18 protein-coding genes are annotated in these 22,200 nt (G+C 70.0%); 8 read left to right on the plus strand and 10 right to left on the minus strand.

All coding sequences use genetic code 11. The annotated features are described in order from the left end of the window. Positions 1-33 precede the first annotated feature (33 nt). Positions 34-1,980: a hypothetical protein gene (locus AC07OY_RS04410; protein ID WP_495041311.1), complete on the plus strand. Its 1,947-nt coding sequence runs from the start codon at positions 34-36 to the stop codon at positions 1,978-1,980. On the opposite strand, the gene AC07OY_RS04415 is transcribed toward AC07OY_RS04410, so the two are convergent. From AC07OY_RS04415 to AC07OY_RS04440, 6 genes are all read right to left on the minus strand, one after another. Further along, a complete protein-coding gene (locus tag AC07OY_RS04415; protein WP_495041312.1) occupies positions 1,964-2,659 on the minus strand; it encodes a pseudouridine synthase in 696 nt (231 codons plus the stop codon). The two genes, AC07OY_RS04410 and AC07OY_RS04415, sit on opposite strands and share 17 nt — an antisense overlap. Beyond that, on the minus strand, positions 2,656-3,063 hold the full coding sequence (locus AC07OY_RS04420) for a YchJ family protein (protein WP_495041313.1): 408 nt from the start codon (positions 3,061-3,063) through the stop codon (positions 2,656-2,658). Before AC07OY_RS04420 ends, AC07OY_RS04415 begins: the two co-directional genes overlap by 4 nt. 18 nt (positions 3,064-3,081) lie before the next feature. Continuing rightward, on the minus strand, positions 3,082-4,716 hold the full coding sequence (locus tag AC07OY_RS04425; RefSeq protein ID WP_495041314.1) for a response regulator: 1,635 nt from the start codon (positions 4,714-4,716) through the stop codon (positions 3,082-3,084). Next, positions 4,713-5,399 carry a sensor histidine kinase gene (locus AC07OY_RS04430; protein WP_495041315.1) on the minus strand — a complete coding sequence of 229 codons (687 nt, stop codon included), beginning with the start codon at positions 5,397-5,399 and terminating at the stop codon, positions 4,713-4,715. Before AC07OY_RS04430 ends, AC07OY_RS04425 begins: the two co-directional genes overlap by 4 nt. Before the next feature lie 117 nt (positions 5,400-5,516). Further along, positions 5,517-7,790 carry a putative bifunctional diguanylate cyclase/phosphodiesterase gene (locus tag AC07OY_RS04435; RefSeq protein WP_495041316.1) on the minus strand — a complete coding sequence of 758 codons (2,274 nt, stop codon included), beginning with the start codon at positions 7,788-7,790 and terminating at the stop codon, positions 5,517-5,519. A 135-nt stretch (positions 7,791-7,925) separates the two neighbouring features. Beyond that, on the minus strand, positions 7,926-8,861 hold the full coding sequence (locus AC07OY_RS04440; protein WP_495041317.1) for a bifunctional helix-turn-helix transcriptional regulator/GNAT family N-acetyltransferase: 936 nt from the start codon (positions 8,859-8,861) through the stop codon (positions 7,926-7,928). 79 nt (positions 8,862-8,940) lie between these two features. Here AC07OY_RS04440 and AC07OY_RS04445 point away from each other — a divergent pair, with 79 nt between their 5' ends. Both AC07OY_RS04445 and AC07OY_RS04450 read left to right on the plus strand, forming a co-directional pair. Beyond that, positions 8,941-10,701 carry a DUF885 domain-containing protein gene (locus AC07OY_RS04445; protein ID WP_495041318.1) on the plus strand — a complete coding sequence of 587 codons (1,761 nt, stop codon included), beginning with the start codon at positions 8,941-8,943 and terminating at the stop codon, positions 10,699-10,701. A gap of 14 nt (positions 10,702-10,715) precedes the next feature. Beyond that, the gene (locus tag AC07OY_RS04450) at positions 10,716-10,985 is read left to right on the plus strand and encodes a hypothetical protein (RefSeq protein WP_495041319.1); all 270 of its coding nucleotides are present in this window, start codon (positions 10,716-10,718) and stop codon (positions 10,983-10,985) included. A 1-nt stretch (position 10,986) separates the two neighbouring features. Here AC07OY_RS04450 and AC07OY_RS04455 read toward each other — a convergent pair whose 3' ends face one another. Further along, positions 10,987-11,724, minus strand: coding sequence for a DUF481 domain-containing protein (locus tag AC07OY_RS04455; protein WP_495041320.1), 738 nt, complete (start codon positions 11,722-11,724; stop codon positions 10,987-10,989). 107 nt (positions 11,725-11,831) lie between these two features. Here AC07OY_RS04455 and AC07OY_RS04460 point away from each other — a divergent pair, with 107 nt between their 5' ends. Next, entirely contained in the window at positions 11,832-14,195 is a 2,364-nt protein-coding gene (locus AC07OY_RS04460) for a UvrD-helicase domain-containing protein (protein WP_495041321.1), read from the plus strand. On the opposite strand, the gene AC07OY_RS04465 is transcribed toward AC07OY_RS04460, so the two are convergent. Both AC07OY_RS04465 and AC07OY_RS04470 read right to left on the minus strand, forming a co-directional pair. Beyond that, complete coding sequence (locus AC07OY_RS04465) at positions 14,192-15,235, minus strand: AraC family transcriptional regulator ligand-binding domain-containing protein (RefSeq protein ID WP_495041322.1); 1,044 nt, start codon at positions 15,233-15,235, stop codon at positions 14,192-14,194. The genes AC07OY_RS04460 and AC07OY_RS04465 overlap by 4 nt on opposite strands. Beyond that, complete coding sequence (locus AC07OY_RS04470) at positions 15,232-16,137, minus strand: GGDEF domain-containing protein (protein WP_495041323.1); 906 nt, start codon at positions 16,135-16,137, stop codon at positions 15,232-15,234. The genes AC07OY_RS04465 and AC07OY_RS04470 overlap by 4 nt, the downstream gene beginning before the upstream one ends. A 172-nt stretch (positions 16,138-16,309) precedes the next feature. Here AC07OY_RS04470 and AC07OY_RS04475 point away from each other — a divergent pair, with 172 nt between their 5' ends. Further along, complete coding sequence (locus tag AC07OY_RS04475; RefSeq protein ID WP_495041324.1) at positions 16,310-18,793, plus strand: TonB-dependent receptor; 2,484 nt, start codon at positions 16,310-16,312, stop codon at positions 18,791-18,793. Then, positions 18,778-20,367, plus strand: coding sequence for a phytase (locus AC07OY_RS04480; protein WP_495041325.1), 1,590 nt, complete (start codon positions 18,778-18,780; stop codon positions 20,365-20,367). The genes AC07OY_RS04475 and AC07OY_RS04480 overlap by 16 nt, the downstream gene beginning before the upstream one ends. Here the strand turns inward: AC07OY_RS04480 and AC07OY_RS04485 are convergent. Next, on the minus strand, positions 20,351-21,097 hold the full coding sequence (locus AC07OY_RS04485) for a class I SAM-dependent methyltransferase (RefSeq protein ID WP_495041326.1): 747 nt from the start codon (positions 21,095-21,097) through the stop codon (positions 20,351-20,353). The genes AC07OY_RS04480 and AC07OY_RS04485 overlap by 17 nt on opposite strands. Positions 21,098-21,252: 155 nt before the next feature. Here AC07OY_RS04485 and AC07OY_RS04490 point away from each other — a divergent pair, with 155 nt between their 5' ends. Together AC07OY_RS04490 and AC07OY_RS04495 are read left to right on the plus strand one after the other, a co-directional pair. Next, a complete protein-coding gene (locus AC07OY_RS04490; protein ID WP_495041327.1) occupies positions 21,253-21,675 on the plus strand; it encodes a PaaI family thioesterase in 423 nt (140 codons plus the stop codon). A gap of 69 nt (positions 21,676-21,744) precedes the next feature. Then, on the plus strand, positions 21,745-22,149 hold the full coding sequence (locus AC07OY_RS04495; RefSeq protein WP_495041328.1) for an HPF/RaiA family ribosome-associated protein: 405 nt from the start codon (positions 21,745-21,747) through the stop codon (positions 22,147-22,149). Positions 22,150-22,200: the final 51 nt, after the last annotated feature.

Here is a 22,200-nt window from a genome sequence, read left to right on the forward strand (position 1 = left end):
CCTCGAACAAGACAACAGGGCAGGGAGAGGGGTATGACCTTCCAGCAAAGGAAGGCCGCAGGCATTGCCGTGGCCGTGATGACGGCATGGCTGACGGCCTGTGGTGGCGGTGGTGGCGGCGGGGCGGAACCTGGGCCGGCTCCGGCGCCAGCTCCCGCCCCGGTGCCCGCGCCGCCGCCGCCCCCACCGACGGGCCTGGTGCCGGCGCCGGGCGCCCTCGGCGCCGTGCTGCAGGAGCAGGCCGCCGTGCTGCGGCCCATGGAGAACGGCGCCCGCTGGCACTACCGCTACCGGGCCTTCGTCGGCAAGGGCCTGGAGCTGATGGAGGTGGGGCAGGGCAAGAGCAGCGACGGCGTGCTGTTCGAGACGATGTCGCAGGATCTGCCCACGCGGCCAACGATCGCCACCGTGAGCGTCGATGCCCAGGGCCATGTCCGCTTCAGCGGCAGCTACCGGCTGACGCCTGCCGCCGCACCCGTCAGCTACGACAGCTTCGAGCTGCGCTCGCCGGTGCGGGTGAACGAGCAGACCGTCGTGCTGGATCAGCGCATCGAGCAGAGCGGCCGCGATGTCGATGGCGACGGCAAGATCGATCCGGCCGACGTGGCCATCTGGCGCACGGTGGTGGGCAGCGAGTCCGTCACGCTGACCTGGCTCGCCGAGCCCATGACGGCGGTGCGCGTGGACACGACCACGCAGGTGCGCTGGCAGCCCAGCGCCGGCGGCGCGGCTCAGACGACCACGACCAAGGTCAGCACCTGGTATGCGCCGAACGTCGGCATCGTCCGCGAAGCGATGGCCGGCACGGGCAGCTACTACGCGCTGGACAACGACCGCACGCTGGTGGGCTATGCCCATGGCGACGCCGGCATCGGCTACACGCTGATGTTCCCGGACGGCTGGCCGGTGCCCAGCGCGGATTTCGCGGCCACGCTGAAGCTGCCCACCGGCCTGCTGCTGGCGGAGCCGGGAGGGCTGCGCCTGGTGGACTCTTTCGGCAACCCCAAGGCCTTCCATGCCTTCCCCGATGTGAGCCTGCTGGGCCAGACGGGCGGCACGACCTGGGCCATGCGCCGGGTCAGCCTGGTCACCGACGGCGTGCGCTACGAGCTGTATCGCCTGGCCGCGGACGGCAAGCCCGAAGCGGCGCCCTACGGCAGCTTCGATCCCCTGCAGCTCGCGCCGCGCACCACGGAAAAGCAGGTGCCCCGTTTCGCCTGGGCAGCGGGCAGCGGCATCTTGTGGGCCTACTGGTTCACCTATCGTGACGTGCATGGCAACGGGGACCCGCAGCGTGTCGCCGTGCTGCGCCGCCACGACGGCCGCGACCTGGTCGGCGGCGAGATCTGGATTCCGCTCGGCAGCCGGGGCTATTCAGACACGCTGGAGGCGCTGGCCCAGCCCGGTGGGCTGCTGCTGAGCTGGCGGGACGGCGTGAACCAGCATGTCGCGCGCATCGCGGACGACGGCACAGTGACCCGTGCGCCGGTCGTGAACGCCAGCAGCTTCATGAATGGCTTTGCGCTGTTCGACGATGGGTCGGGGCCGCTGGCCTTCTGGTTTGGCTACACGCGCGCCTGCTCCTGCAATGTCACGCACGCCGTCAGGCTGGACGCGGCTGGTGCCCTGCTCGGGACAGGCTATGACGACACCGCTCTCGACCACACTGCCCTGCCAGGCTTGATGGACCACAGTGGCTCGATCGGTAGGCGGGATCTGGGCGGAAGCAACGGTACCTGGGTTCATGCGGAGCCGATGCACGCCAGGGTCTACCTTGACGAGTACGTTCAGCGCTACCACCTGGACGTGCGCCTGATGAAGGTCGGGAGCGGCGCACCCGTCTCCGACATGAAGGCCACTGCGCGCTTTCGCATCCCCGATCTGCGCGTGATGGCGACGCCCATCGTTTTCGACAAGCACACGCTCATCCTGACGACCACCGACGATCTGATGATTCCCGTCGTCATCTGGCACCGCTAGGCGGCCAGCTGGCGTCCGGCGCGGCGGCGAGCGTGAGCGCCGCGCCCGTGACCGGGTGAAGCAGGCTGAGCTCGCGCGCATGCAGCCACAGCCGCTGCCGGCCGAGGTGAGCCGCCACGGTCCGGTTCAGCGGGCCCTTGCCATGGGTCGCGTCGCCCAGGATGGGGTGGGCGATGTGCTTGAGGTGGCGGCGGATCTGGTGGCGGCGCCCCTGCAGCGGCTCGGCTTCGAGCAGGGCGACGCGGGTGGTTGCGAAGCGCGGGTCGGTGGAGATCGGCCACGCCATACGCTCGACCACTTGCCAGCGGGTCTGAGCCTCCAGCATGGTCTGACCCGCCGACGGCAGCTCGGGATCGCGGGCCAGTGGGTGATCGACCAGGCCTTCATCGGCGGCCGGCCAGCCGCGCACCAGGGCCAGATAGCGCTTGTCCATCCGGCCCTGCTCGAACATCGCGCCGAGCAGCGATGCGACCTCGGCCGACAGCGCAAACAGCAGCACGCCCGAGGTGCCGCGGTCCAGGCGGTGCACCGGCCAGACGGTCTGGCCGAGCTGGTCGCGCAGCAGCTGCAGCGCGGCCTCGTCCTCGCCGGCCGCGAGCTGGGTGCGGTGCACCAGCAGGCCGGGCGGCTTGTCGATGGCGACGAGGTGCTCGTCCCGATAAAGCAGGGTCAGAGTCAATTTTTCAAATCACCATCCACATAGAACCATTCGCCGTTCTCGCGCACGAAGCGGCTGCTCTCCTGCAGGCGATGCGCCCGCCCGCCGAGCTTGCTGCGGGCGACGAACTCGACCATGCCGTGGTCGGCGTCCTGCATGGTGCTGCGCTTCACGTCGAGGCCCAGCCATTTCAGGCCCGGCTCGGGCGCCTCCAGTTCAGCGGGGCGGGTGCTGGCGTGCCAGCTGGCGAGCAGATAGTCGCGCAGGTCCAGCACGAAGGCCGAGTAGCGCGAGCGCATCAGGGCTTCGGGCGCGGGGGCGGTCAGCTTGCCGCTGGCAGCGTGCTCGGCGTGCAGGCGGCCGCAGCAGGCCGCGTAGGCGACGGAACTGCCGCAGGGGCAGGGGAGGGACGGGTTCATAGGCATCGCATGATGCCGGACTCATCAGGCCGGATCAGCGGTCCAGCGCTCCAGCTGCTGCAGCAGATCGGCCGCCCGCGCATCGTCGGGCTTGAGTGCCTGAGCCGTGGCGATGCTCTGGCGCATCTCGCCTTCCAGCGTCGCCGAGCGGCCATGGCGCTGCAGTACCGTCATCGCGACGGCGGCGAAGTTCAGCAGCACGCGGGCGTTGCGCGGCATGGAGATCTTGGCGCTGCGCAGGCCCTCCAGCGCGGCTTGCGGGTCGCCCTCGGCCATCAGCCGCATGCTGTCCTTCATCGCATTGGTGGCCTCGCGACGGGCCGCCGCCACCAGTTCGCCGCCGGCGCTGCCCAGGCCCAGGCGCTCGAAGGCGCGCTGGGTGCGCTGCAGCAGGCGCTCGTTGTCGTAGTTGTTGCGCGTCACATGCTCGAGCAGCCGGGTGGCGGCCTCGGCCTGCTGGGCCTCGATCAGGGTCTCGGCGATGCGGGCGGCGGTGTCGGCGGCGCCGGGCGAGGTTTCGTCCGCGCTCAGGGCCACCAGTTCGGCGGCGAGCTGGGCGGCCGCGGCCTTGTCGCCCTGGGCCTGCAGGGCACGCACGCGCTCGGCCTTGGCCAGCAGCTGGGCGTCATGGCTGCTGTAGCGCTGGGCCATGGTGGCCACCAGCTTCTGCGCCTCGCCCGGGTTGCCGGCCTCGGTGTGCATGCGGGCCATGCCGAGAAAGGGTTCGAGGCTTTCGATGGCGCTGTGCTCGGTCAGCTTGATGGCGCGCGAGAAGGCGCGGGCGGCGATGTCGCGCTGGTCCCGCGCGAGGGCCGCCACGCCCAGCGCCGACTGGCGGTGCGCCGAGTTGGGCGACAGGTTGACGGCGCGCTCCAGCAGGGCCACCTGCTGTTCGCCCTGGCCCTGGGCGGACAGCAGGCCGGCCAGCTCGTCATAGGCGTCGAGGTATTGGGGATGCTCGCGCACCGTGTCCTGCAGCAGGGTCTGGGCGCGCTCCACGTCCTTGGCATGCAGCAGCACCTGGGCCAGGCCGAGCTTGGCCCACGGAATGGGGCCGCGTTGCAGCACGCCCTCGTAGACGGCCTGGGCCTTGGGCCATTCGTCCAGCTTCTGGTGCAACTGGGCCTGCAGGCGCAGCAGTTCGGCCAGGCTCTTGCTGCCGGCGGCGATCTGCTCCTCGCAGAGCTTCAGCGCCTTGCGCCAGTCCTGGGCCTTCATCGCGACGGCGATACCGGCCAGGGCCGCCTTGCGCTCCACCAGCTTGAGCAGGCGGCTCTGCAGCATGCTCTCGGTGATGGGCTTGAGCAGGTAGTCGTCGGGCGCCTCCTCGGCGGCGGCCGAGACCATGATGCTGGTCTTCTCGGCGGTGATCATCAGCCACACGGTGGCCGGGCCTATCCAGTTCCTGAGCCGGGCTTCCTCCAGCAGCTGCTGGCCGTTCTTGCCTTCGCCGAGGTTGTAGTCGCACATGACGATGTCATAGCTCTTGGCGCTCAGCAGGGCCGTGGCCTCGCGGCCGTCGCGGGCGGTGTCGACGTGCTGGGTGCCGCAGCGCAGCAGCAGGCCCTTGAGCACGCTGCGCATGGCCTCGAAATCCTCCACCAGCAGGACTTCGCTGCCGCGCAGCGGGTCGGATGCCGTGACCCAGTTGTTGATCATGGCAGCACCAGGGTGAAGCAGCCGCCACCGAGCTCGCCGCCGTTGTACAGGCGGGTGCTGCCGGCCACTTCGCCGCGCTTGTGCAGGCCCGCCGCCAGGCGCGCGAAGAACAGGCCCAGGCCGGTGCTGCCGGTGTGCACGTCGATGCCCTGGCGGGACGGGAAACCCTGGGCCAGCATGAACTCGGGGAAGCCCTGGCCGTCGTCGGCCACTTCCATCTCCAGCCGGCCCTCCTGCACGCTCAGGCTCAGCCGGACCGTCCGCCGCGCATAGCGCACCGCACCGAACAGGGCCTGGATGAGCACGCTGCCGATCAGGTCATGGTCGAAGATCCAGTCCTGCTCATCCGCGGCGATCTCGCATTGCAGGTCCAGCCCCTTGAGCCGGGCCAGCGGGCGCACGCGCCCCAGCAGTTCCTCAGCAAACTCGTCCAGCTGGATGTGGGCGGGCTCGAAGGGGTACATGCCTTCCTCGAGCTTGTAGATGGCCATCAGCTGCACCAGATTGCCGTTGACGCGCTGGGTCTCGTAGAGCGCCTGGCAGGTGGACAGCGTGGCGGCAGAGGGTGGATCGGCGCCCATCTTGGCCAGTTCGTGCAGCGCGTCCTCGAGATAGGCCGCGATGACACTGACCGAGTTCTTCATGTCGTGGGCCGCGGCCGCCACGAAGGTCGACATATTCATCGCATGCCTTTCCGCTCCCGGGCGCGCCTGTCTCCAGGCGACGGCGGCGGCCCGCCAGCCGGCAGGCTCCGACGCTGCTGTCATCCGACTCTACAGGCGCCGGTGCAGGCGGAGCAATCAGCGCGCCCGGCCTTGCGGAAAGGCATGTATCAAGGCGTTCAGCGGCAGCGGCCGTCCCAGCAGCCAGCCCTGGCCGAAGCCGCAGCCGCACTCGCCCAGCACGGCCAGCTGCTCGGCGCTTTCGATGCCCTCGGCGATGACCTCCAGCTGCAGATGCCGGCCCAGGTCGACGATGGTCTGGGCGATGGCGCGGTCACGCTCGCCGCTGGGCAGGTCGCGCACGAAGCTGCGGTCGATCTTCAGCGAGCTGATGGGCAGGCTCTTCAGCATGGCCAGCGAGGAATGGCCCATGCCGAAGTCGTCCAGGGAGATCTCGAAGCCGATGTCGCGCAGCTGGTGCATGACGCGCTTCACCTGCTCGGGCTGGCGCATCAGCATGCCTTCGGTCAGCTCCAGCACGACCTGCGAGGCCGGCACCTCGAGGCCGGCCGACATGGCGCCGAGCATCTCGGGCAGGGTGCTGCTGGTGAATTCCGAGGCCGCCATGTTGACGTGCACCTTGAGCTTCTCCAGCGCGCCGCCCTTCAGCGAGGCGATGTCGCGCAGGGTCTGGCCCAGCACCCAGCGGCCGATGTCGACGATGAGGTCGCTCTGCTCGGCGATGGGGATGAAGACGTCGGGCGGCACCACGCTGCCATCGGGCTTGTGCCAGCGCAGCAGCGCCTCGACGCCGTGCAGGGCGCCCGAGGCGATGTCGACGATGGGCTGGTAGACCAGGTGCAGCTGCTCCGTCTGCAGGGCCTCGTGCAGCTCGGTCTCGATGGCCAGGCGCTGGGCCAGCTTGGCGCGCTGCTGGGCCAGGGTGTCGGGGCTGCTGGTGGAGAACACATTGCTGCCGTTGCGGCCGTTCTGCTTGACGCGGTACATGGCCGCATCGGCGCTGCGCAGCAGCTCGGGGCCGCTCTGCCCGTTCTCGGGATAGCGGCTGACGCCGATGCTGGCCGACACGGTCAGGGCCACGCCCTCGTAGCCGAAGGGCCGGCTGGCGGCGGCGAGCACCGCGTCGACCAGTGCCGCCAGCGCCTGCTCGTCGCCGCTGTCCGGCACCAGCACGGCGAACTCGTCGCCGCCCAGGCGGCCGACGCGGGCGGGCGGCGGTGCCAGCCCGCGCAAGCGGCGCGCGAACTCCTGCAGCACCGCATTGCCGGCCTCGTGGCCGAAGGCGTCGTTGATGGGCTTGAAGCGGTCCAGGTCGATGAACATCAGCGCGAAGCGCCGGCCCTGGTGGTGGCTGATGGCGCAATGGCGGTTCAGCTGGGCGTAGAAATGGGCGCGGTTGTCCAGCTCCGTCATCTCGTCCACCTGGGCCATGCGGTGGATGACGGCCTCGGTCTCCAGGCGCTGGGCGGTCTGGGCGATCAGCGCGCCGATGGTGGCCGAGACCTTGGGCAACTGGGCCTCGGGCTGGCGCGCCAGGCTGCTGTAGAACTCGAGCACGCCGGGGCGGTGGCGCTCGCCGTCGTCCGAGGCATAGATGACCGGGAAGACATAGCCCGACCACAGGCCGCACATCTGCGCGCTGCCGCGGCGCAGGAAGCGCGGGTCGGTGCTCATGTCCTCCACCCACTCGGCGGCGCCGGTGGCCCAGACGCGGCCGACCAGGCCTTCGCTGGGCGCCATGGTCAGCGAGGCGCTGACGCTGCTGAACTGCTCCAGCCGGGCATCGGGCTGATGCCAGAAGTGGCGGCAATGCAGGCGGCCATCGCCGGCCTCCATGCTCCAGTAGGCCCCCCATTCCCAGCCGAGGTTGCGGCAGATCAGCTGGATGACGTTGCTGATGGCGTCTTCCAGCGTGTGGGTGCCGACCAGGTATTCGGTCAGCGCATAGCCCAGGCGCTCACGCACGGCGGCGTGGGTCAGGTCGGTGACGTCCTGCAGCAGGCCATGGCGCCAGCGCGGCCGGGCCGGGTCGGGCGGCAGCGGTGTCACGCGCAGCCAGCGCAGGCCGCGGGCCAGGCCGGCGACGCGGACCTCCAGCGGCTGCTGGGCCGGGGCGCCGGTCCACAGGCGCGTCAGGCCGGGCAGGTCGTCCTCGGCGACATGGGCAAAGCAGCTGTCCAGGCCGCTGGCCGAGCGGCTGGGCGTCTCGAGGTACTCGGCCGCCGTGGGCGACAGATGGGTGACGCCGGTCTGCGGGTCGTACCACCATTGGCCGAAGCCGGCGGCCTGTTCGAGATGCTGGGGGCAGGCGGCGGCCGGCGTCGGGAGATGGCGCGGCGGTCCGAACTGGATGGACGCGGCCGGCATGCTGAGGCCCCGATTGCTTGTCATGCGCGGGGACGGCGCAATTCGCATGCCAACGCGTCATGCCCGCAGATTGCGCATTGGCTCACGCCCGGGAGGGCCGCTGCGCGCTCCTGGCCCCATCAGCGTGCAGCGCCCCGCACGCCGCTGGTGCGGCCGGGGCTAGAGCGTCAACTCCCAGCGCTCGCTGACCACCTGCTGGCCAAAGCTGTCCATGGGCTCGCTGCTGACGAGCTGGTAGCCCTCGGCCGCGTAGATGGCGCGGGCGGAGGTCAGCGCGCTCTGTGTCCACAGCGTGATGCGCTGGTAGCCGGCGGCGCGGGCGAAGTCGCTGCACTGGCGCACCAGGCGCTTGCCCAGGCCCAGGCCGCGCGCATGCGGCTCCAGCAGCAGCAGGCGCAGCTGGGCCACACCGGGACGCAACCGGCCGTTGCTGTCGTTGCGGGCCTGCACGAGCATGACGCTGCCCAGCCGCTCGGTGCCGCGCGCGGCGATCCAGCAGGCCTCGCGCTCGGGCTGGAAGCGGTCGACGAAGTCGGCGCAGATGCGCGCCACCAGGGCCTCGAAGCGCTGGTCCAGGCCGTAGGCGGGGGCATAGAAGGCGCCATGCCGCTCGACGATCCAGCCCAGGTCGCCGGGCTGGGGGGCGCGCAGTTCCACCGGTGCGGTCGCATCGGGCTCCAGCGTGGCCTGGATGCGGGCCATGGAGCTCAGCACGGCCTGGCGTTGCACATCGGACAGCGGCTCCAGCATGGCCTGGGCCTTGGCCGTGCCCTCGCGGTCCAGCGGCACGAAGGCGCGCTTGCCGGCGGCACTGAGCTTGAGCAGGGTCTGGCGGCCGTCGCTGGGGTGGGCTTGTTCGGCCAGCAGGCCGCGGTTCTTCAGGCCGCGCAGCAGCCGGCTCATATAGCCGGCGTCCAGCTGCAGGCTCTTGCTCAGCGTCGACGCGCTGATCGGCGCGTGGTGGGCCAGCTCCCACATCAGCCGCGCCTCGGGCAGGGTGAAGTCGCTGTCCAGCTTGGGCGACAGCACGCCGATGCGGCGCGTGTAGAAGCGGTTGAAGGCGCGGACGTCGAGGGCCTGGTTCGGGGTGCTCATGGCGGCATCATGGCCAATATGGTTGCTTTTGGCAAGTAGTTGGGCATGCCATCATGCCGGCGCCAATCCGGGAGCCCGCATGCTTCGAGCCGTCCGCCTCGCCCTGTTGCCTCTGCTGCCCCTGCTGGCCGGCCTGCCGCTGGCTGTTGCCGCGCCGTCAGGCGGCACTTCTTCCTGGCGGGCCGTGCTGGCCGACTACGACCAGCATCTGCGCGCCACCGACCCCCTGCGTGCCGCCCTGCTGGGCGACGCCGCCGCGCTGGCGCAATGGCCCGACGACAGCGCCGCCGCCCTGGCCGCGCGCCGCCAGCGCCTGCAGCAACTGCACGCCCGCCTCGCCGCTCTCGCCAAGGCCAGGTTGGCGCCAGAGGACGCCTTGAGCCGCGACTTGCTGGCCGAGCGGGTCGAACTGGACCTGCAGGGCCTGTCGTTCGACGAGGCCCGCCTGCCCTATATCGGGGGCGACGGGTTCTACACCGTGCCCAACTACGCGGCCGACAGCGTCGTGCTGCGCGATGAGGTGCAGGCGCGCGCCTGGCTGGCCAAGATCGCCGCCTTCCCGGCCTACTACCGGGCACAGGCCGAGAACCTGAAGCGCGGCGCGGCCAGCGGCTTTGTGCGGCCCAAGCTGATCGCCGCGCGTGCCGCGGCGACCCTGCGGGCGCGGGCCGGGCAGCCGGCGCAGGACCATGCGCTGCTGAAGCCGCTGGACGGATTGCCAAAGCCCCTGCGTGCCCGGCTGTGGGCCGAGGGCTTGGCGCTGGTGCAGCAGGCCGTGAAGCCGGCCGAGCGCGAGATGGCCGAGCTGTTCGAGCGCATGGTGGTGCCGGCGGCGACTGATTCGCTGGGCATCTCGGCCGTGCCCGACGGCCCCGCCTACTACGCCTATCTGATCCGCCGCCAGGCCTCCACGCGCATGTCGCCCGAGGACATCCACGCGCTGGGGCTGAAGGAGGTGGCGCGTATCGAGGCGGAGATGCGGCAGGTGATGGCCAGCGCCGGCTTCAGCGGCAGCCTGTCGGCCTTCTCCGATCAGCTGCGCGCGGACCCGCGATTCCGGGCCGCCAGCCTGGACGACTACGTGACCCGCACCCGTGACATCGCCAAGCGCGCCGATGCGCTGCTGCCGGCCTGGTTCCGGCGCCTGCCTCAGCTGAGCTATGGGGTGCGCGTGGTGGCGCCGGAAATGAAGGACTCCTCTTCCGGCTACAACCCGGGCAGCCTGAAGCAGGGTGTGGCCGGCACGGTGCTGGTCAACTTCGATGCGGTGGAGCACAGCCCGCTCTACAGCCTGACGGCCTGGACCCTGCACGAGGGCGTGCCGGGCCATCACCTGCAGATCGCGCTGGCGCAGGAGAGGGGCGACCTGCCGGCCTTCCGCCGCCTGGACGACCTGAATGCCTATGTCGAGGGCTGGGCCCTGTATGCCGAGCACCTGGGCGTGGAGATGGGCCTCTACCGCGATGCCTATGAGCACTTCGGGCGCCTGTCCTTCGAGATCTGGCGCGCCTGCCGCCTGGTCGTGGACACCGGCCTGCATGCCAAGGGCTGGACGCGCGAGCAGGCCGTGGCCTATCTGCGCGAGCACACGGCGCTCGGGGCGGGCTTCATCGACACCGAGGTGGACCGCTACATCGGCTGGCCAGCCCAGGCTCTGGGCTACAAGCTGGGCGAGCTGCGCATCCGCGCGCTGCGCGAGAAGGCCGAGCGGGAACTGGGCGCGCGCTTTGACCTGCGTGACTTCCACGATGCGGTGCTGCGCGGCGGCCCCATGCCGCTGGATGTGCTCGAGCGCGAGATCGGGCGCTGGATAGCGGCTAGGCTTGCGGCCCGACACTGAAACCGGAGATCGGCTTGGGCATCGTCGTGTATTGGCTGGAAGGCGAGGGTGAGGATGTCGCGCCCGCCTGCCAGTTCTTCAGCAGCAAGGAATTGACGCAGGCCCTGGCCTGCGCCGAGGAGAGGCGTCGGGCCGGACACCGCCACGTCAGCATCTCGACCGAGCTGGACGAGAGCGTGGGCAAGCCCGGCGTGTCGGCCGTGGAGGGCGGCAGGACGCCCGATGGCGAGGCCTATGAATGGTCCAAGGCCGGCCGGGCCGGCAAGGTGCGCAAAGGCCGCTGAATCAGAACTTGTAGCCGAAGCCGACGGTGAAGAGGTTGTCGGTTTTCTTCGTGCCCACGGGCACGCGGCTGGCATAGCGGCTGGACAGGCCGGCGTTCAGCGTCCAGCCGCCCATGATCTGCGTGGCCAGGCCGGCGTCGAAGGTGGCACGGTTGCCGAGGTCGCCGCCGCCGGGGTAGTAGACGAGGCGCTGCTTCAGCGACGTGGTCTCGCTGAGCTTGTGGCTGGACTCTTCGCCGAGCAGCACCTGCACGCCGTTGGCCTTGCTGCCGTCGGTGAGGCGGGTGGCGGTGTAGCCCAGACCGGTGAAGACATCCCAGCTGTTGGCATCGTCCTTGATCAGGTGGTAGCCGAGACCGCCGTTGAGGCTGTAGCGATCGCTCACGCCGCCGGCCTTGTTGGTCTCGCCTTCCGCGCCGCCGAAGGAGAACCACTGCGGGCCGAGGTTGAAGTCGTAGCGGCCGCCCAGGCGCAGCAGATTGGCCGTGGTGGTGTCGATGCCGTTGATCTTGTTGCGCCCGTAGTTGGCCAGGCCATAGAGGCTGAGCTTGTCTTCGGCCGTCGCGACGCTGGCGTCGGCGTTGGCGGCCAGGGTCTTGCTGCTGCTGTTGCCGCTGGCCAGGGCGCCGGAGACGCTGAGGCCGCCGTGCCATTTGCCATCGGGGGTGTCCTGGGCCTGGGTGGATTGCGTGGTGAGAGCGAGGGCGAGAGTGCCGAGGGCGACAGTGAAACGTGGCATTCTTGAAGTCGGGTATTACGGGAAAACCAGAAGTATCTCCAACGAGCTCATCGAACGGCGGCGGCCACCTGCCAAGTCTGTAAGAGGGGGTTCCCTAAAATGCGGCGATGACTTCCTTCCCTGTCGACGCTGCGGTCGACGCCGCCTCCAGCCCCCTGCTGCGCAATCTCAACCCCGAGCAACTGGCCGCCGTGACCGCGGCACCGGAACCGGCCCTGATCCTGGCCGGCGCCGGCTCCGGCAAGACCCGTGTGCTGACCACCCGCATCGCCTGGCTGCTAAACACCGGCCAGGTGAGCCCCGGCGGCGTGATGGCCGTGACCTTCACGAACAAGGCCGCCAAGGAGATGCTGGCGCGCCTGTCCACCATGCTGCCCTTCAATGTGCGCGGCATGTGGATAGGCACCTTCCACGGCCTGTGCAACCGCTTTCTGCGCGCCCACTGGAAGCTGGCCAACCTGCCCCAGGCCTTCCAGATCCTGGACGCCAGCGACACGACCTCGGCTGTCAAGCGCGTCATCAAGGCCATGAAGCTGGACGAAGAGCGCTTCGTGCCCAAGCAGGTCGGCTGGTTCATCGCCGGCTGCAAGGAAGACGGCCTGCGCCCCGGCGACGTGGAGCAGCGCGACGAACAGACCAAGAAGCTCGTCGAGATCTATGCGAACTACGAGGACCAATGCCAGCGCGAGGGTGTCGTCGACTTCGCCGAGCTGATGCTGCGCTCCTACGAACTGCTGCGCGACAACGCGGCCGTGCGCGAGCATTACCAGCGGCGCTTCCGTCACATCCTGGTGGACGAGTTTCAGGACACCAACAAGCTGCAATACGCCTGGCTGAAGATGTTCGCGCCGCCGGGGCGCGATGACGGCCAGAGCGTGCTGGCCGTCGGCGACGACGACCAGAGCATCTACGCCTTCCGTGGCGCGCGCGTCGGCAACATGGCCGACTTCGAGCGCGAGTACCGCGTGAAGAAGGTCATCAAGCTGGAGCAGAACTACCGCAGCTTCGGCCACATCCTGGACGCCGCCAACGAGCTGATCAGCCGCAACACCCAGCGCCTGGGCAAGACGCTGCGCACCGATGCCGGCCAGGGCGAGCCCATCCGCGTGCAGGAGGCACCCAGCGACTTCGCCGAGGCGCAGTGGGTCATCGAGGAGATCCAGAGCCTGCACCGCGGCGGTCTGGACCGGCAGGAGATCGCCATCCTCTACCGCAGCAATGCGCAGTCGCGGGTCATCGAGTCGGCGCTGTTCAACTCGGGCATCCCTTACCGCGTCTACGGCGGACTGCGCTTCTTCGAGCGGGCTGAAGTGAAGCATGCGCTGGCCTATCTGCGCCTGCTGGAGAACGCCAACGACGACACCAGCTTCCTGCGCGTCGTCAACTTCCCGACGCGCGGCATCGGCGCCAAGACATTGGAGAACCTGCAGGACGCGGCCAAGGCCTCGGGTCGCAGCCTCTATCAGAGCGTGGGCGCCATTCCCGGCAAGGGCGGCGCCAACCTGGTCGCCTTCACGCAGCTGATCGACTCGACGCGCAACCTGACCCAGGGCATGACGCTGCGCGAGATCATCGAGCAGGTGCTGGAGACCTCGGGCCTGCTGGACTTCTACCGCACCGACAAGGACGGCGCCGAGCGGCTGGAGAACCTGGACGAACTGATCAACGCGGCCGAGGCCTTCGTCATGCAGGAGGGCTTCGGCAAGAACGCCGTCGGCCTGCCGGTGGACGAAGTTGCTGAAGCCGGCACGCCGGGTGCGGTGCCCGACGCCGAGACCGGCGAGATCATGTCGCCGCTGGTGGCCTTCCTGACGCATGCCTCGCTGGAGGCCGGCGACAACCAGGCCCAGGCCGGCCAGGACGCCGTGCAGCTGATGACCGTGCACTCCGCCAAGGGCCTGGAGTTCGACGCCGTCTTCATCACCGGCCTGGAGGAAGGCCTGTTCCCGCACGAGAACTCCATGTCCGACCACGACGGGTTGGAGGAGGAACGCCGCCTCATGTATGTGGCCATCACGCGGGCGCGCAAGAAGCTGTCACTCAGCTTCTGCCAGACGCGCATGCTGCACGGACAGACGCGTTATCACATCAAGAGCCGCTTCTTCGACGAGCTGCCCGAGGAAGCGCTGAAGTGGCTGACGCCGCGCAACCAGGGCTTCGGCTCTGGCTTTGCGCGGGAGTACCAGAACGCCTGGCAGCGCGGCACGGGCCTCAAGGGCATGGTGGGCGCCGGCAATGTTCAGAAGGCGGCCTGGGTGGAGCCGCCCGTCCCCGCCAGCATGAAGCAGAAGGTCTCCGAGGAGCATGGCGGCCTGCGCGTCGGCAAGGGTGTCTTCCACACCAAGTTCGGCGAGGGCGTGCTGCTGACGCTGGAAGGCACGGGCACGGATGCACGCGCCCAGGTCAACTTCGGCCGCCACGGGACGAAGTGGCTGGCCTTGTCGGTGGCCAAGCTGACGCCGATCGACTAGGCCTGGGCGGCGCAGCCGGCCGGCGCTGCCCAGTGCCCCGGTGCGATGCCGGTCCAGCGCTTGAAGGAGCGCCGGAAGTTGGCGCCGTCGAAATAGCCCAGGGCCCGCGCCACGGCATCGCGGCCGTGGCCGCCCGGCCCCAGCAGGTAAAGGGCCACATGGGCCCGCATGCGATCCACCTCGGCCTGGTAGTGCGTGCCGTGGCGAGCCAGCCGGCGCTTGAGGGTGGCCGGGCTGGTGCCGCTGGCGCTGGCCAGGGCGTCCAGGCCGGGCGGCTCGGCGATATGCCCGAGCAGCCGGTCGCCCAGGTCGGCCAGCAGGCCGCGGCGCAGCGACTGCGGATCGGCGCCACGGGCCAGCGCGGTCGTGGCCAGGCCGGCTGCGGCCGGCCAGGCGGCGTCGGCCCGTGCCCGCGGCAGCCGCATCGCGTCGACCTGGCAGCCGAAGTGCAGCTCCGGCCCCAGATGCACGGCGTGCTGCGACGGGTCGCGCGGTGCCGTGCGGTTGAAGCTGAAGCGCCAGGGCAGGGGGCGGCCGCCGCGCCAGGCACACAGGCCGACGACGGCGCTCATGTGCAGGTCGACGACGAAGCCGCGCAGTCCGGCCGGCAGTCCGCAGGCGTCGGTCCACACGAGGATGAGTTCGCGGTCGTCCAGCACCAGTCGCGGCGTCAGCAGCGGTGTGAGCCGGCCCGAGTGGCGGCACAGCAGCCGCAGGGCTTCCAGCAGGCTGGTGGCCTGCAGCAGCGCCTGGCTGGCCAGGCCATAGTGGCCGGGCAGCAGCAGCTGGCCCAGCACGAAGGCGCTGTCGGCACCGGCATCGCGCAGCGGCGCCAGCAGCGCGAGCAGGTCGCGCGGCGAGATCAGTGCAGCCTCGGGCCAGGGCAGCGGCACGCCGCGGTGGTGGGCGAACTCGGCCAGCAGTGCGGCATGATCGGCCGCGGGCAGACAGGGCGTGTCGATGTCGTAGGGCGGCAGCGCGCCCGCGCCGCCGGCCAGGCCCAGCGGCAGCAGTGCGTCGATCTGCGCCTGCAGATTCATAGGCGCTTGAGCAGGTCCAGCAGCATCTGCTCGGGCGGCTCGCTGCCCTCGGTGCCGTGCAGCGCGGCTCGCGCAGGCAGGCGCAGGCGGCTGCCGTCACGCAGGGTCAGGGTCAGATGGGCCAGAGCCGCGCACAGTTCGTCGGCGAGCGCCTGGCCCTCGGCCTCGGTGCAGCCGGGCAGCAGCACGACGAAGCGGTCGCCTGCGTAGCGGCACAGCAGGTCGTCGGCGCGCAGGTTCAGCAGCAGCGTCATGCTGGCCGCCTCCAGCGCATGGTCGGCCGCGGCGAGGCCCTGCTCGCGGGCAAAGCTCGAGAAGCCCTCGAAGCCCAGCATCAGCACACAGCCGGGGCGGTCGAGGCCGCGCTCCAGCAGGATCTGCTGGGCCATGTAGCCGGCGTCGGCCAGTTGGGTGACGCGGTCCACGGCGCGGTGGTCGCGAAAGAAGCGCTCGCGCTGGGCGAGCTGGCGGCTCAGCACGCGTTGCTCCTGGCGCCAGTGGTGCAGGCCGATGGTCAGCATCACCATGCCCAGCGGCGTCAGGCCCGACTCCACCCAGTTGTCCCAGACCATGGCCTTGGGCAGGCGCCAGAACTCGTCCAGCGCGTCCACCCATTCGCCCACCAGCATGAAGGCCAGTCCCAGTGTCAGCCAGCTGGTGACGCGGCCGGCCGGCCGGCTGCTGCGCACATAGACGAGCCACACGCCGACCATCACCGCCATGCCGCCTTCGCCCAGGATGTCCATCCAATGCCATTGCGCCGGCGGCTTGAAGTCGCCGACGTAGGCGAATGCCAGCGTCAGAACCGCCAGCAGCAACGCGATCAAGGGATAGAAGAGCTCCCACGCCGGCAGCGCAAGCGGGGCGGCCAGGCGCGGCGGGGGCAGGGTCAGGCGCGTCATCTTTTCATCGTATTCAAGGCATATGACAGCGCCGCGATGCGACAGCGGGGGAGTCGGATCGGCTCACGCAAGCCGCTGGCTTGCGCCGCCCGGCTTTCGTGACGGCGTCGTCAAACGGGCGTCTTGGGCGGCCGCGAGCATCGCGGCCGTTTCCGCCTTTCCCGCCCTTGTCATGAACAACATCAAACCCACCCTTCCAAGCCTGAATCTGCTGGGCCTGGCGCTCGTGCTCGCCTTCCCGGCGCATGCGCAGAATGCCGTCCCGCAGCAGCTCGATGCCGTCGTCGTGACCGGCCAGCGCGCCAGCCTGCTGTCGGCGCTGGACAAGCAGCGCCAGGCCCAGGGCGTCGTCAGCGTCGTGCATGCCGACGGCATCGGCCAGCTGCCCGACGCGAATGCCGCCGAGGCCCTCGCCCGCCTGCCCGGTGTCACGCTGGAGCGCGACCAGGGCGAGGGCCGCTTCGTGCGCGTGCGCGGCATGGGCTCCGACTACAACAACGTCAGCATCAACGGCGCCACCGTGCCGGCCTCCGAGAAGGGCCGCCGCGCGCCGGGCCTGGACGTCGTGCCCGCGGGCCTGATCCGCTCGCTGGAAGTCAACAAGACGCTGAGCCCGGAGGTGGATGCCAACAGCATCGGCGGCTCCATCAGCGTCAACACGCTGACGGCCTTCGACGTGGCCGGGCGCCTGCTGGCGCTGGAGGTCGGCGCCAACCACGATGCCAATGTGGGCCGCACGCGGCCGCGCGCGTCGCTGACCTATGCCGACCGCTTTGCCGACGGCAAGCTGGGCCTGGCCCTTGCCGTGTCGGGCGACGAGCGGCGCTTTGCCAGCGACAACGTCGAGACCGGTGGCGCCTGGGACGAGGGCAAGCTGGAAGCGTTCGAGCTGCGCCGCTACAGCATCCTGCGCTCGCGCGTCGGGGCGGCGATGAGCCTGGACTGGCGCCCGGCTGCCGGCCAGGAGCTCTATCTGCGCGGCTTCAGCAGCCGCTTCACCGACGAGGAGGAGCGCCAGTCCCTCAAGGTCACGCTGGACGCTGCCCAGGCGCCGGGCGCGCAGGGCGCGGGCCTCGCGTCGCGCGGGCTGAAGCTGCGCCGCGAGGTGGCCAAGACCAGCTCCCTGACCCTGGGCGGCAAGCTCACCGTGCAGGCCTGGGAAGCGCGCGCCGAGGCGGGCGCCGGCCGCGCCGAGGAAAGCACGCCCAACGCCTTGTCCTCGTCGGCCTTCGATGCCAAGTTCGCCGGCGGTCTGGGCTTTGACAACGGTGAGCGGCCCGTGCTGAAGGCGCCCGCCAACCTGGCCGACGCCAGCCTGTACAAGCTCAACAACCTGAAGATCGGCGACAGCGACGCGCGCGATCGCGTCGACCACCTGAAGCTGGATCTCAAGCGCAGCTTCGAACTGGCCGGCGGCGACAGCCTGGAGTTCAAGGTCGGCGCCAAGGCCACGCGCCGCCACAAGGACAACCAGCAGGAGACCTGGAAGCTCAAGGGCAAGGCCATTGGCACGCCTGCCTTCGCGGCCATCGCCTCCAGCGACCCGGTGGACTATCCCTGGGGCAGCTTCGGCCTGGCGGCCGACGGCGCCAAGGCCCGCAAGTTGTGGGAGGGTGTGAACCTCACCAGCTCGCGCGACGTCGCCGACTCGGTGACCGGCGACTTCGACATGAAGGAGGATGTGGATGCCGCCTATGGCCAGGCGCTGTGGGAGCGCGGCGGCCTGCAGCTGCTGGGCGGCCTGCGCATGGAGCGCATCACCTTCAAGGCGCGGGGCACGGCCCTGGTGGGCAGCGCGACCCGGCCCGTGGCCATGGACTCGCGCGAAGCCCACTGGCTGCCGTCGCTGCTGCTGCGCCAGGACCTGGGCGGCCAGTTGCTGCTGCGCGCCGCCTTCACGAACTCGCTGGTGCGGCCCAGCTTCGAGCAGCTTTCGCCCGGCATGATCATCGACGGCGACGAGGCCGAGCTGGGCAATCCCGGCCTCAAGCCGCTGCGCTCGCGCAACCTCGACCTGGGCATGGAGCAGGGCCTGGGCCGCGACGGCACGCTGTCGGCCTATGTCTTTCACAAGCGCATCCGCGACTTCGCCTTCCAGACCGATCTGGCCGGCAGCCCTGGCTGGCAGGGCTTCTCCCAGGTCAACACCTTCGCCAACGGCGACAGCGCGAAGCTGAGCGGCGCGGAGCTGGCCTATGCGCAGGCGCTGCGCAGCCTGCCGGCACCCTTCAACGGCCTCATCGTCGGCGCCAATGCGACCCTGGTCCGCTCCAAGGCCCGTGTGGGCGGCTATGACGGCGGCGTGTTCAAAGGCCGCGACATCAGCCTGCCCAGCCAGTCGGACCGCGGCTTCAACCTCAGCCTGGGCTGGGAAGGCCAGGGCTTCAGCACGCGGCTGGCGATGAATCGCCAATCGTCCTATCTGATCGAGGTCGGCGACGTGTTCGACGCCGCCCACGACCTGCGCGTGGACGGCCAGAAGCAGGTCGACTTCTCGCTCAAATACGCCCCCAGCCGCAGCCTGGAGTTCAGCTTCGAGGCGAGCAACCTGACCAACAGCCCCTACTACGTCTACCAGTCGCTGCGCTCGCAGAACGCGCAGTACGAGCGCTACGGCCGCAGCTTCAAGCTGGGCGTGAAATGGAGCCTGAACTGATGCGGCGCGCCCTCCTGACCCTGGCGCTGGCGGCCTGCGCCGTCGGCGCCCACGCCGATCGTTTTGTGCTGGCCAAGACGGCCCTGGAACTGCAGGACGACACCGGCCGCATGCTGGACAGCCAGGCCATGCGCGCCAAGCACATGGACCAGCGCGCCGACGTCGGCGCGGTCGTGCAGGACGCCGACAGCGGCCGCATCACGCTGTGGCGAGCCAGCGGCGCCAGGCTGCAGCGCGCCGCCTCCTGGGCGCCGCCGGCGGTGGAGCTGGAGCAGCTCTGCCTGTACCGCGACGCGCAGGGCCTGCTGCAGCTCTTCCTGCTCGGCAAGGACGGCCTGTCCGAGCAATGGCTGATCGATGGCGAGCGTGCGCTGCCGGTGCAGCGCCTGGCCACGCCCATGGACCCCAGCGCCTGCCGCGTGCGCGATGCCGAGGCCATGCTCTATGTGGCCGAACCCGGCGTGGGCCTGTGGGCGGTCTCGGCCAATGCCGAGCGCGCCGGCCGCCGGCTGCTGCTGACCGACGCGCAGTCCAGCGGGAAGGCGCTGAACGCGAAGCTGGACGCCTGGCTGGCCGAGCATCCCGCCGCGCCGGCAGCGTCTCGCCCGCCCGTCGTGCTGCCCACCGGCCAGACCGAGCCCATGCGCGAGGCCGGCGACGCCGCGGACGATCCCGCCATCTGGGTGCACCCGCGGCGTGGTGCGCAAAGCCTCGTCCTGGGCACCGACAAGAAGCGCGGCCTGGCCGTCTACGGCCTGGACGGCCGCGAGCGCCAGTTCCTGCCGGTGGGCCGCATCAACAACGTGGACCTGCGCCAGGGCCTGGCCTATGCAGGCCGCAAGCTCGACCTGGCCGTGGCCACGCAGCGCGACGAGGGCAGCCTGGTGCTGTTCGGCATCGCGCCGAACGGGCGCATCAGCGAGCTGGCGCGTCTGAAGACCGACCTGGACGACATCTACGGCATCTGCGTGGGCCGCAATGCCGAGGGTGGGCTGGATGCCTTCCCCAATGACAAGAACGGGCGCGTGCTGCAGCTGCGGCTGCGGCTGGCGGGCGACAACAAGACCTGGCGGGCCGATCCCGTCGGCCAGTTTCGCCTGGAGAGCCAGCCCGAGGGCTGCGTCGTGGACGAGGTCAACCAGGCCCTCTTCGTCGGCGAGGAGAAGCGCGGCATCTGGCGGCAGGACCTCGCGGCCGCCGGCAGCGCACCCCAGCTGGTCATTCCTGCCGGCCCGCCCTTGACGCCCGACGTGGAAGGCATGGCCATCCATGCCGGGCGTGGCTGGCTGGTGGTGTCGTCGCAGGGCAGCGACTCCTATGCCGTCTATGAGCTGAAGCCGCCGTTCGCGCTGCGCGGCACCTTTGCCATCGGCAACAACGTGGCCCTGGGCATTGATGCGGTGTCGGAGACCGACGGCCTGGATCTCACGGGCGCGAATCTGGGCGGCCCCTATGCCGGCGGCGTGCTGGTCGTGCAGGACGGGCACAAGCGGCTGCCGCAGGGGCGCCAGAACTTCAAGCTGGTGCCGTGGGCGGCCGTGGAGGCCGCGATCGGCGTCAGTGGCCGACGATGACGACGTGAGCCTGCATGCGCGAGTCGATGGCGCCGACGCCGAAGCGGTCGCCGATGGCGCGGGCCGCGTGAGCGGTCAGCTCCGGCAGCCGGCCCGGCGCGCGCTGCTCGATCTCGGCGCGCAGCGCCGTGCCCTGGCAGAAGCCCAAGGCGGGGTGGGAGGGTGACTCGGCGCGGGCGCGCAGCGACAGCGTGACGATGTCGGCTTCGTGCTCGAAGCCGGCGGCGGCCAGTTCATCGCGCAGCGTGTCGATGTCGTGGCAGCCGTGCGGCGTGCGCGCCAGGAAGCGCGGCGGGTCCTCGGGAAAGGCATCGGCGAGCGCGTGGGTGACGGTCTCGGCCAGTTCATTGCTGTCGAGGTGGTCCCAGACATTGAACAGGAAGACACCCTCGGGCCTGAGCACCCGTCGGATCTCGGCGAAGGCGCGCGGCCGGTCGCTGAAGAAGCTCACGCCGAACTGGCAGGCGACGAGGTCGAAACTCTGGTCGGCAAAGGGCAGCTGGGTCGCGTCGGCCAGCCGCCATTCGACGGGCCTCCCGGTGCCGCGCGTGGCCGCCATGTCCAGCATGGTGGCGTTGATCTCGCTGGCGACGATGTCCGTGCGATCAGGCAGTTCGCCGACGAGATGTCGGGTCAGCACGCCGGTGCCTGCGGCCACTTCCAGCAGCCGGCCGGGCCGCAGTGCCGCGGCGCGCGCCGCCAGGTCTTCGGCGAAGGGCTCGAAGAGCATGGGGCGAGATAGTGCTCGTGGAGCTGGGGGATGGACTTGGTGAATCCGCGTTCGGCGAGGTTCATGGGCGCACTCCGGCAGGCTCTCCCTGCGGGCCATTCTGGAGGCGGTGCTAGGCTCGTGACCGCCTGCCTCGCAATTGCTTGCAACCCGTCATGACTGAACACCGCCCCTCACATGCCGAGCTGAACGCTTTCCTGAAGGCCGAGTTCCCGCAAAACAGCTGCACGCTGGAGGAGATCGACGAGGACGGCAGCGTCGTCGTCGCCCTTCCGGTCGGCGAGCGCGAGCTGCGGCCGGGCGGCACGGTGTCGGGCCCGGTCATGATGACGCTGGCCGATGTGGCCCTCTATCTCGCCATCTTGGCGCGCATCGGCATCGTGCCGCTGGCCGTGACGACGAATCTCTCCATCAACTTCCTGCGCAAGCCGCGCGCCGACAGGCGCGTCATCGCGCGCTGCCGGCTGATGAAGCTGGGCAAGACGCTTGCGGTGGGCGAGGTGTGGATCTTCTCGGAGGGCGAGGAAGAGCCGGTGGCGCATGCGACGGGCACGTACGCGATTCCGCGGGAGCGCTGACCTTCATGCACGGCATGCCGCTTGCCCCTTCCTTTTACGCGCGCGAGTTCGCGTGATGAAAGGAATGCAATGCAGGTGCAGATCGAGACCGACAACCATGTCGAGGGCCGGGAGAAGCTGATCGAACACGTCGAAGGCGTGATCCGCGATGCTGTCGATCACTACAAGGAGCAGGTGACGCATGTGGAGGCTCACCTGGGCGACATGAACGGCGGGGACAAATCGGGCCCCGACGACAAGCGCTGCCTGCTGGAGGTGCGCGTGGCGGGCTTGAAGAACATCGCGGTCAAACACCAGGCTGAAAGCCTGCACCAGGCCATCGAGGGCGCGGCCGACAAATTGACGCGGGCGCTCGACTCGGTGCTGGGCAAGCAACAGGACCGCCAGCGGCGCCATGCGGGGATCGGTGAGCTGAGTGCCGACGCGGCGCGCGAGGTCGACGAGGTCGTGTCTCCTGCTACCGAGCCCCGGTGATGCCATGAGAAAAGGGCTGCTCGCGCAGCCCTTGAATGAAGCGCCGCGTGT

The organism is Roseateles sp. GW821-FHT09H10 (genome assembly GCF_059415865.1).

Excerpts from the sequence above, each read along its gene's own strand:
- AC07OY_RS04410 (WP_495041311.1), top strand. The coding sequence starts at position 34 with ATGACCTTCCAGCAAAGGAAGGCCGCAGGCATTGCCGTGGCCGTGATG.
- AC07OY_RS04420 (WP_495041313.1), bottom strand. The coding sequence starts at position 3,063 with ATGCCTATGAACCCGTCCCTCCCCTGCCCCTGCGGCAGTTCCGTCGCC.
- AC07OY_RS04425 (WP_495041314.1), bottom strand. The coding sequence starts at position 4,716 with ATGATCAACAACTGGGTCACGGCATCCGACCCGCTGCGCGGCAGCGAA.
- AC07OY_RS04430 (WP_495041315.1), bottom strand. The coding sequence starts at position 5,399 with ATGAATATGTCGACCTTCGTGGCGGCCGCGGCCCACGACATGAAGAAC.
- AC07OY_RS04435 (WP_495041316.1), bottom strand. The coding sequence starts at position 7,790 with ATGACAAGCAATCGGGGCCTCAGCATGCCGGCCGCGTCCATCCAGTTC.
- AC07OY_RS04440 (WP_495041317.1), bottom strand. The coding sequence starts at position 8,861 with ATGAGCACCCCGAACCAGGCCCTCGACGTCCGCGCCTTCAACCGCTTC.
- AC07OY_RS04445 (WP_495041318.1), top strand. The coding sequence starts at position 8,941 with ATGCTTCGAGCCGTCCGCCTCGCCCTGTTGCCTCTGCTGCCCCTGCTG.
- AC07OY_RS04455 (WP_495041320.1), bottom strand. The coding sequence starts at position 11,724 with ATGCCACGTTTCACTGTCGCCCTCGGCACTCTCGCCCTCGCTCTCACC.
- AC07OY_RS04460 (WP_495041321.1), top strand. The coding sequence starts at position 11,832 with ATGACTTCCTTCCCTGTCGACGCTGCGGTCGACGCCGCCTCCAGCCCC.
- AC07OY_RS04465 (WP_495041322.1), bottom strand. The coding sequence starts at position 15,235 with ATGAATCTGCAGGCGCAGATCGACGCACTGCTGCCGCTGGGCCTGGCC.
- AC07OY_RS04470 (WP_495041323.1), bottom strand. The coding sequence starts at position 16,137 with ATGACGCGCCTGACCCTGCCCCCGCCGCGCCTGGCCGCCCCGCTTGCG.
- AC07OY_RS04475 (WP_495041324.1), top strand. The coding sequence starts at position 16,310 with ATGAACAACATCAAACCCACCCTTCCAAGCCTGAATCTGCTGGGCCTG.
- AC07OY_RS04480 (WP_495041325.1), top strand. The coding sequence starts at position 18,778 with ATGGAGCCTGAACTGATGCGGCGCGCCCTCCTGACCCTGGCGCTGGCG.
- AC07OY_RS04485 (WP_495041326.1), bottom strand. The coding sequence starts at position 21,097 with ATGCTCTTCGAGCCCTTCGCCGAAGACCTGGCGGCGCGCGCCGCGGCA.
- AC07OY_RS04490 (WP_495041327.1), top strand. The coding sequence starts at position 21,253 with ATGACTGAACACCGCCCCTCACATGCCGAGCTGAACGCTTTCCTGAAG.
- AC07OY_RS04495 (WP_495041328.1), top strand. The coding sequence starts at position 21,745 with ATGCAGGTGCAGATCGAGACCGACAACCATGTCGAGGGCCGGGAGAAG.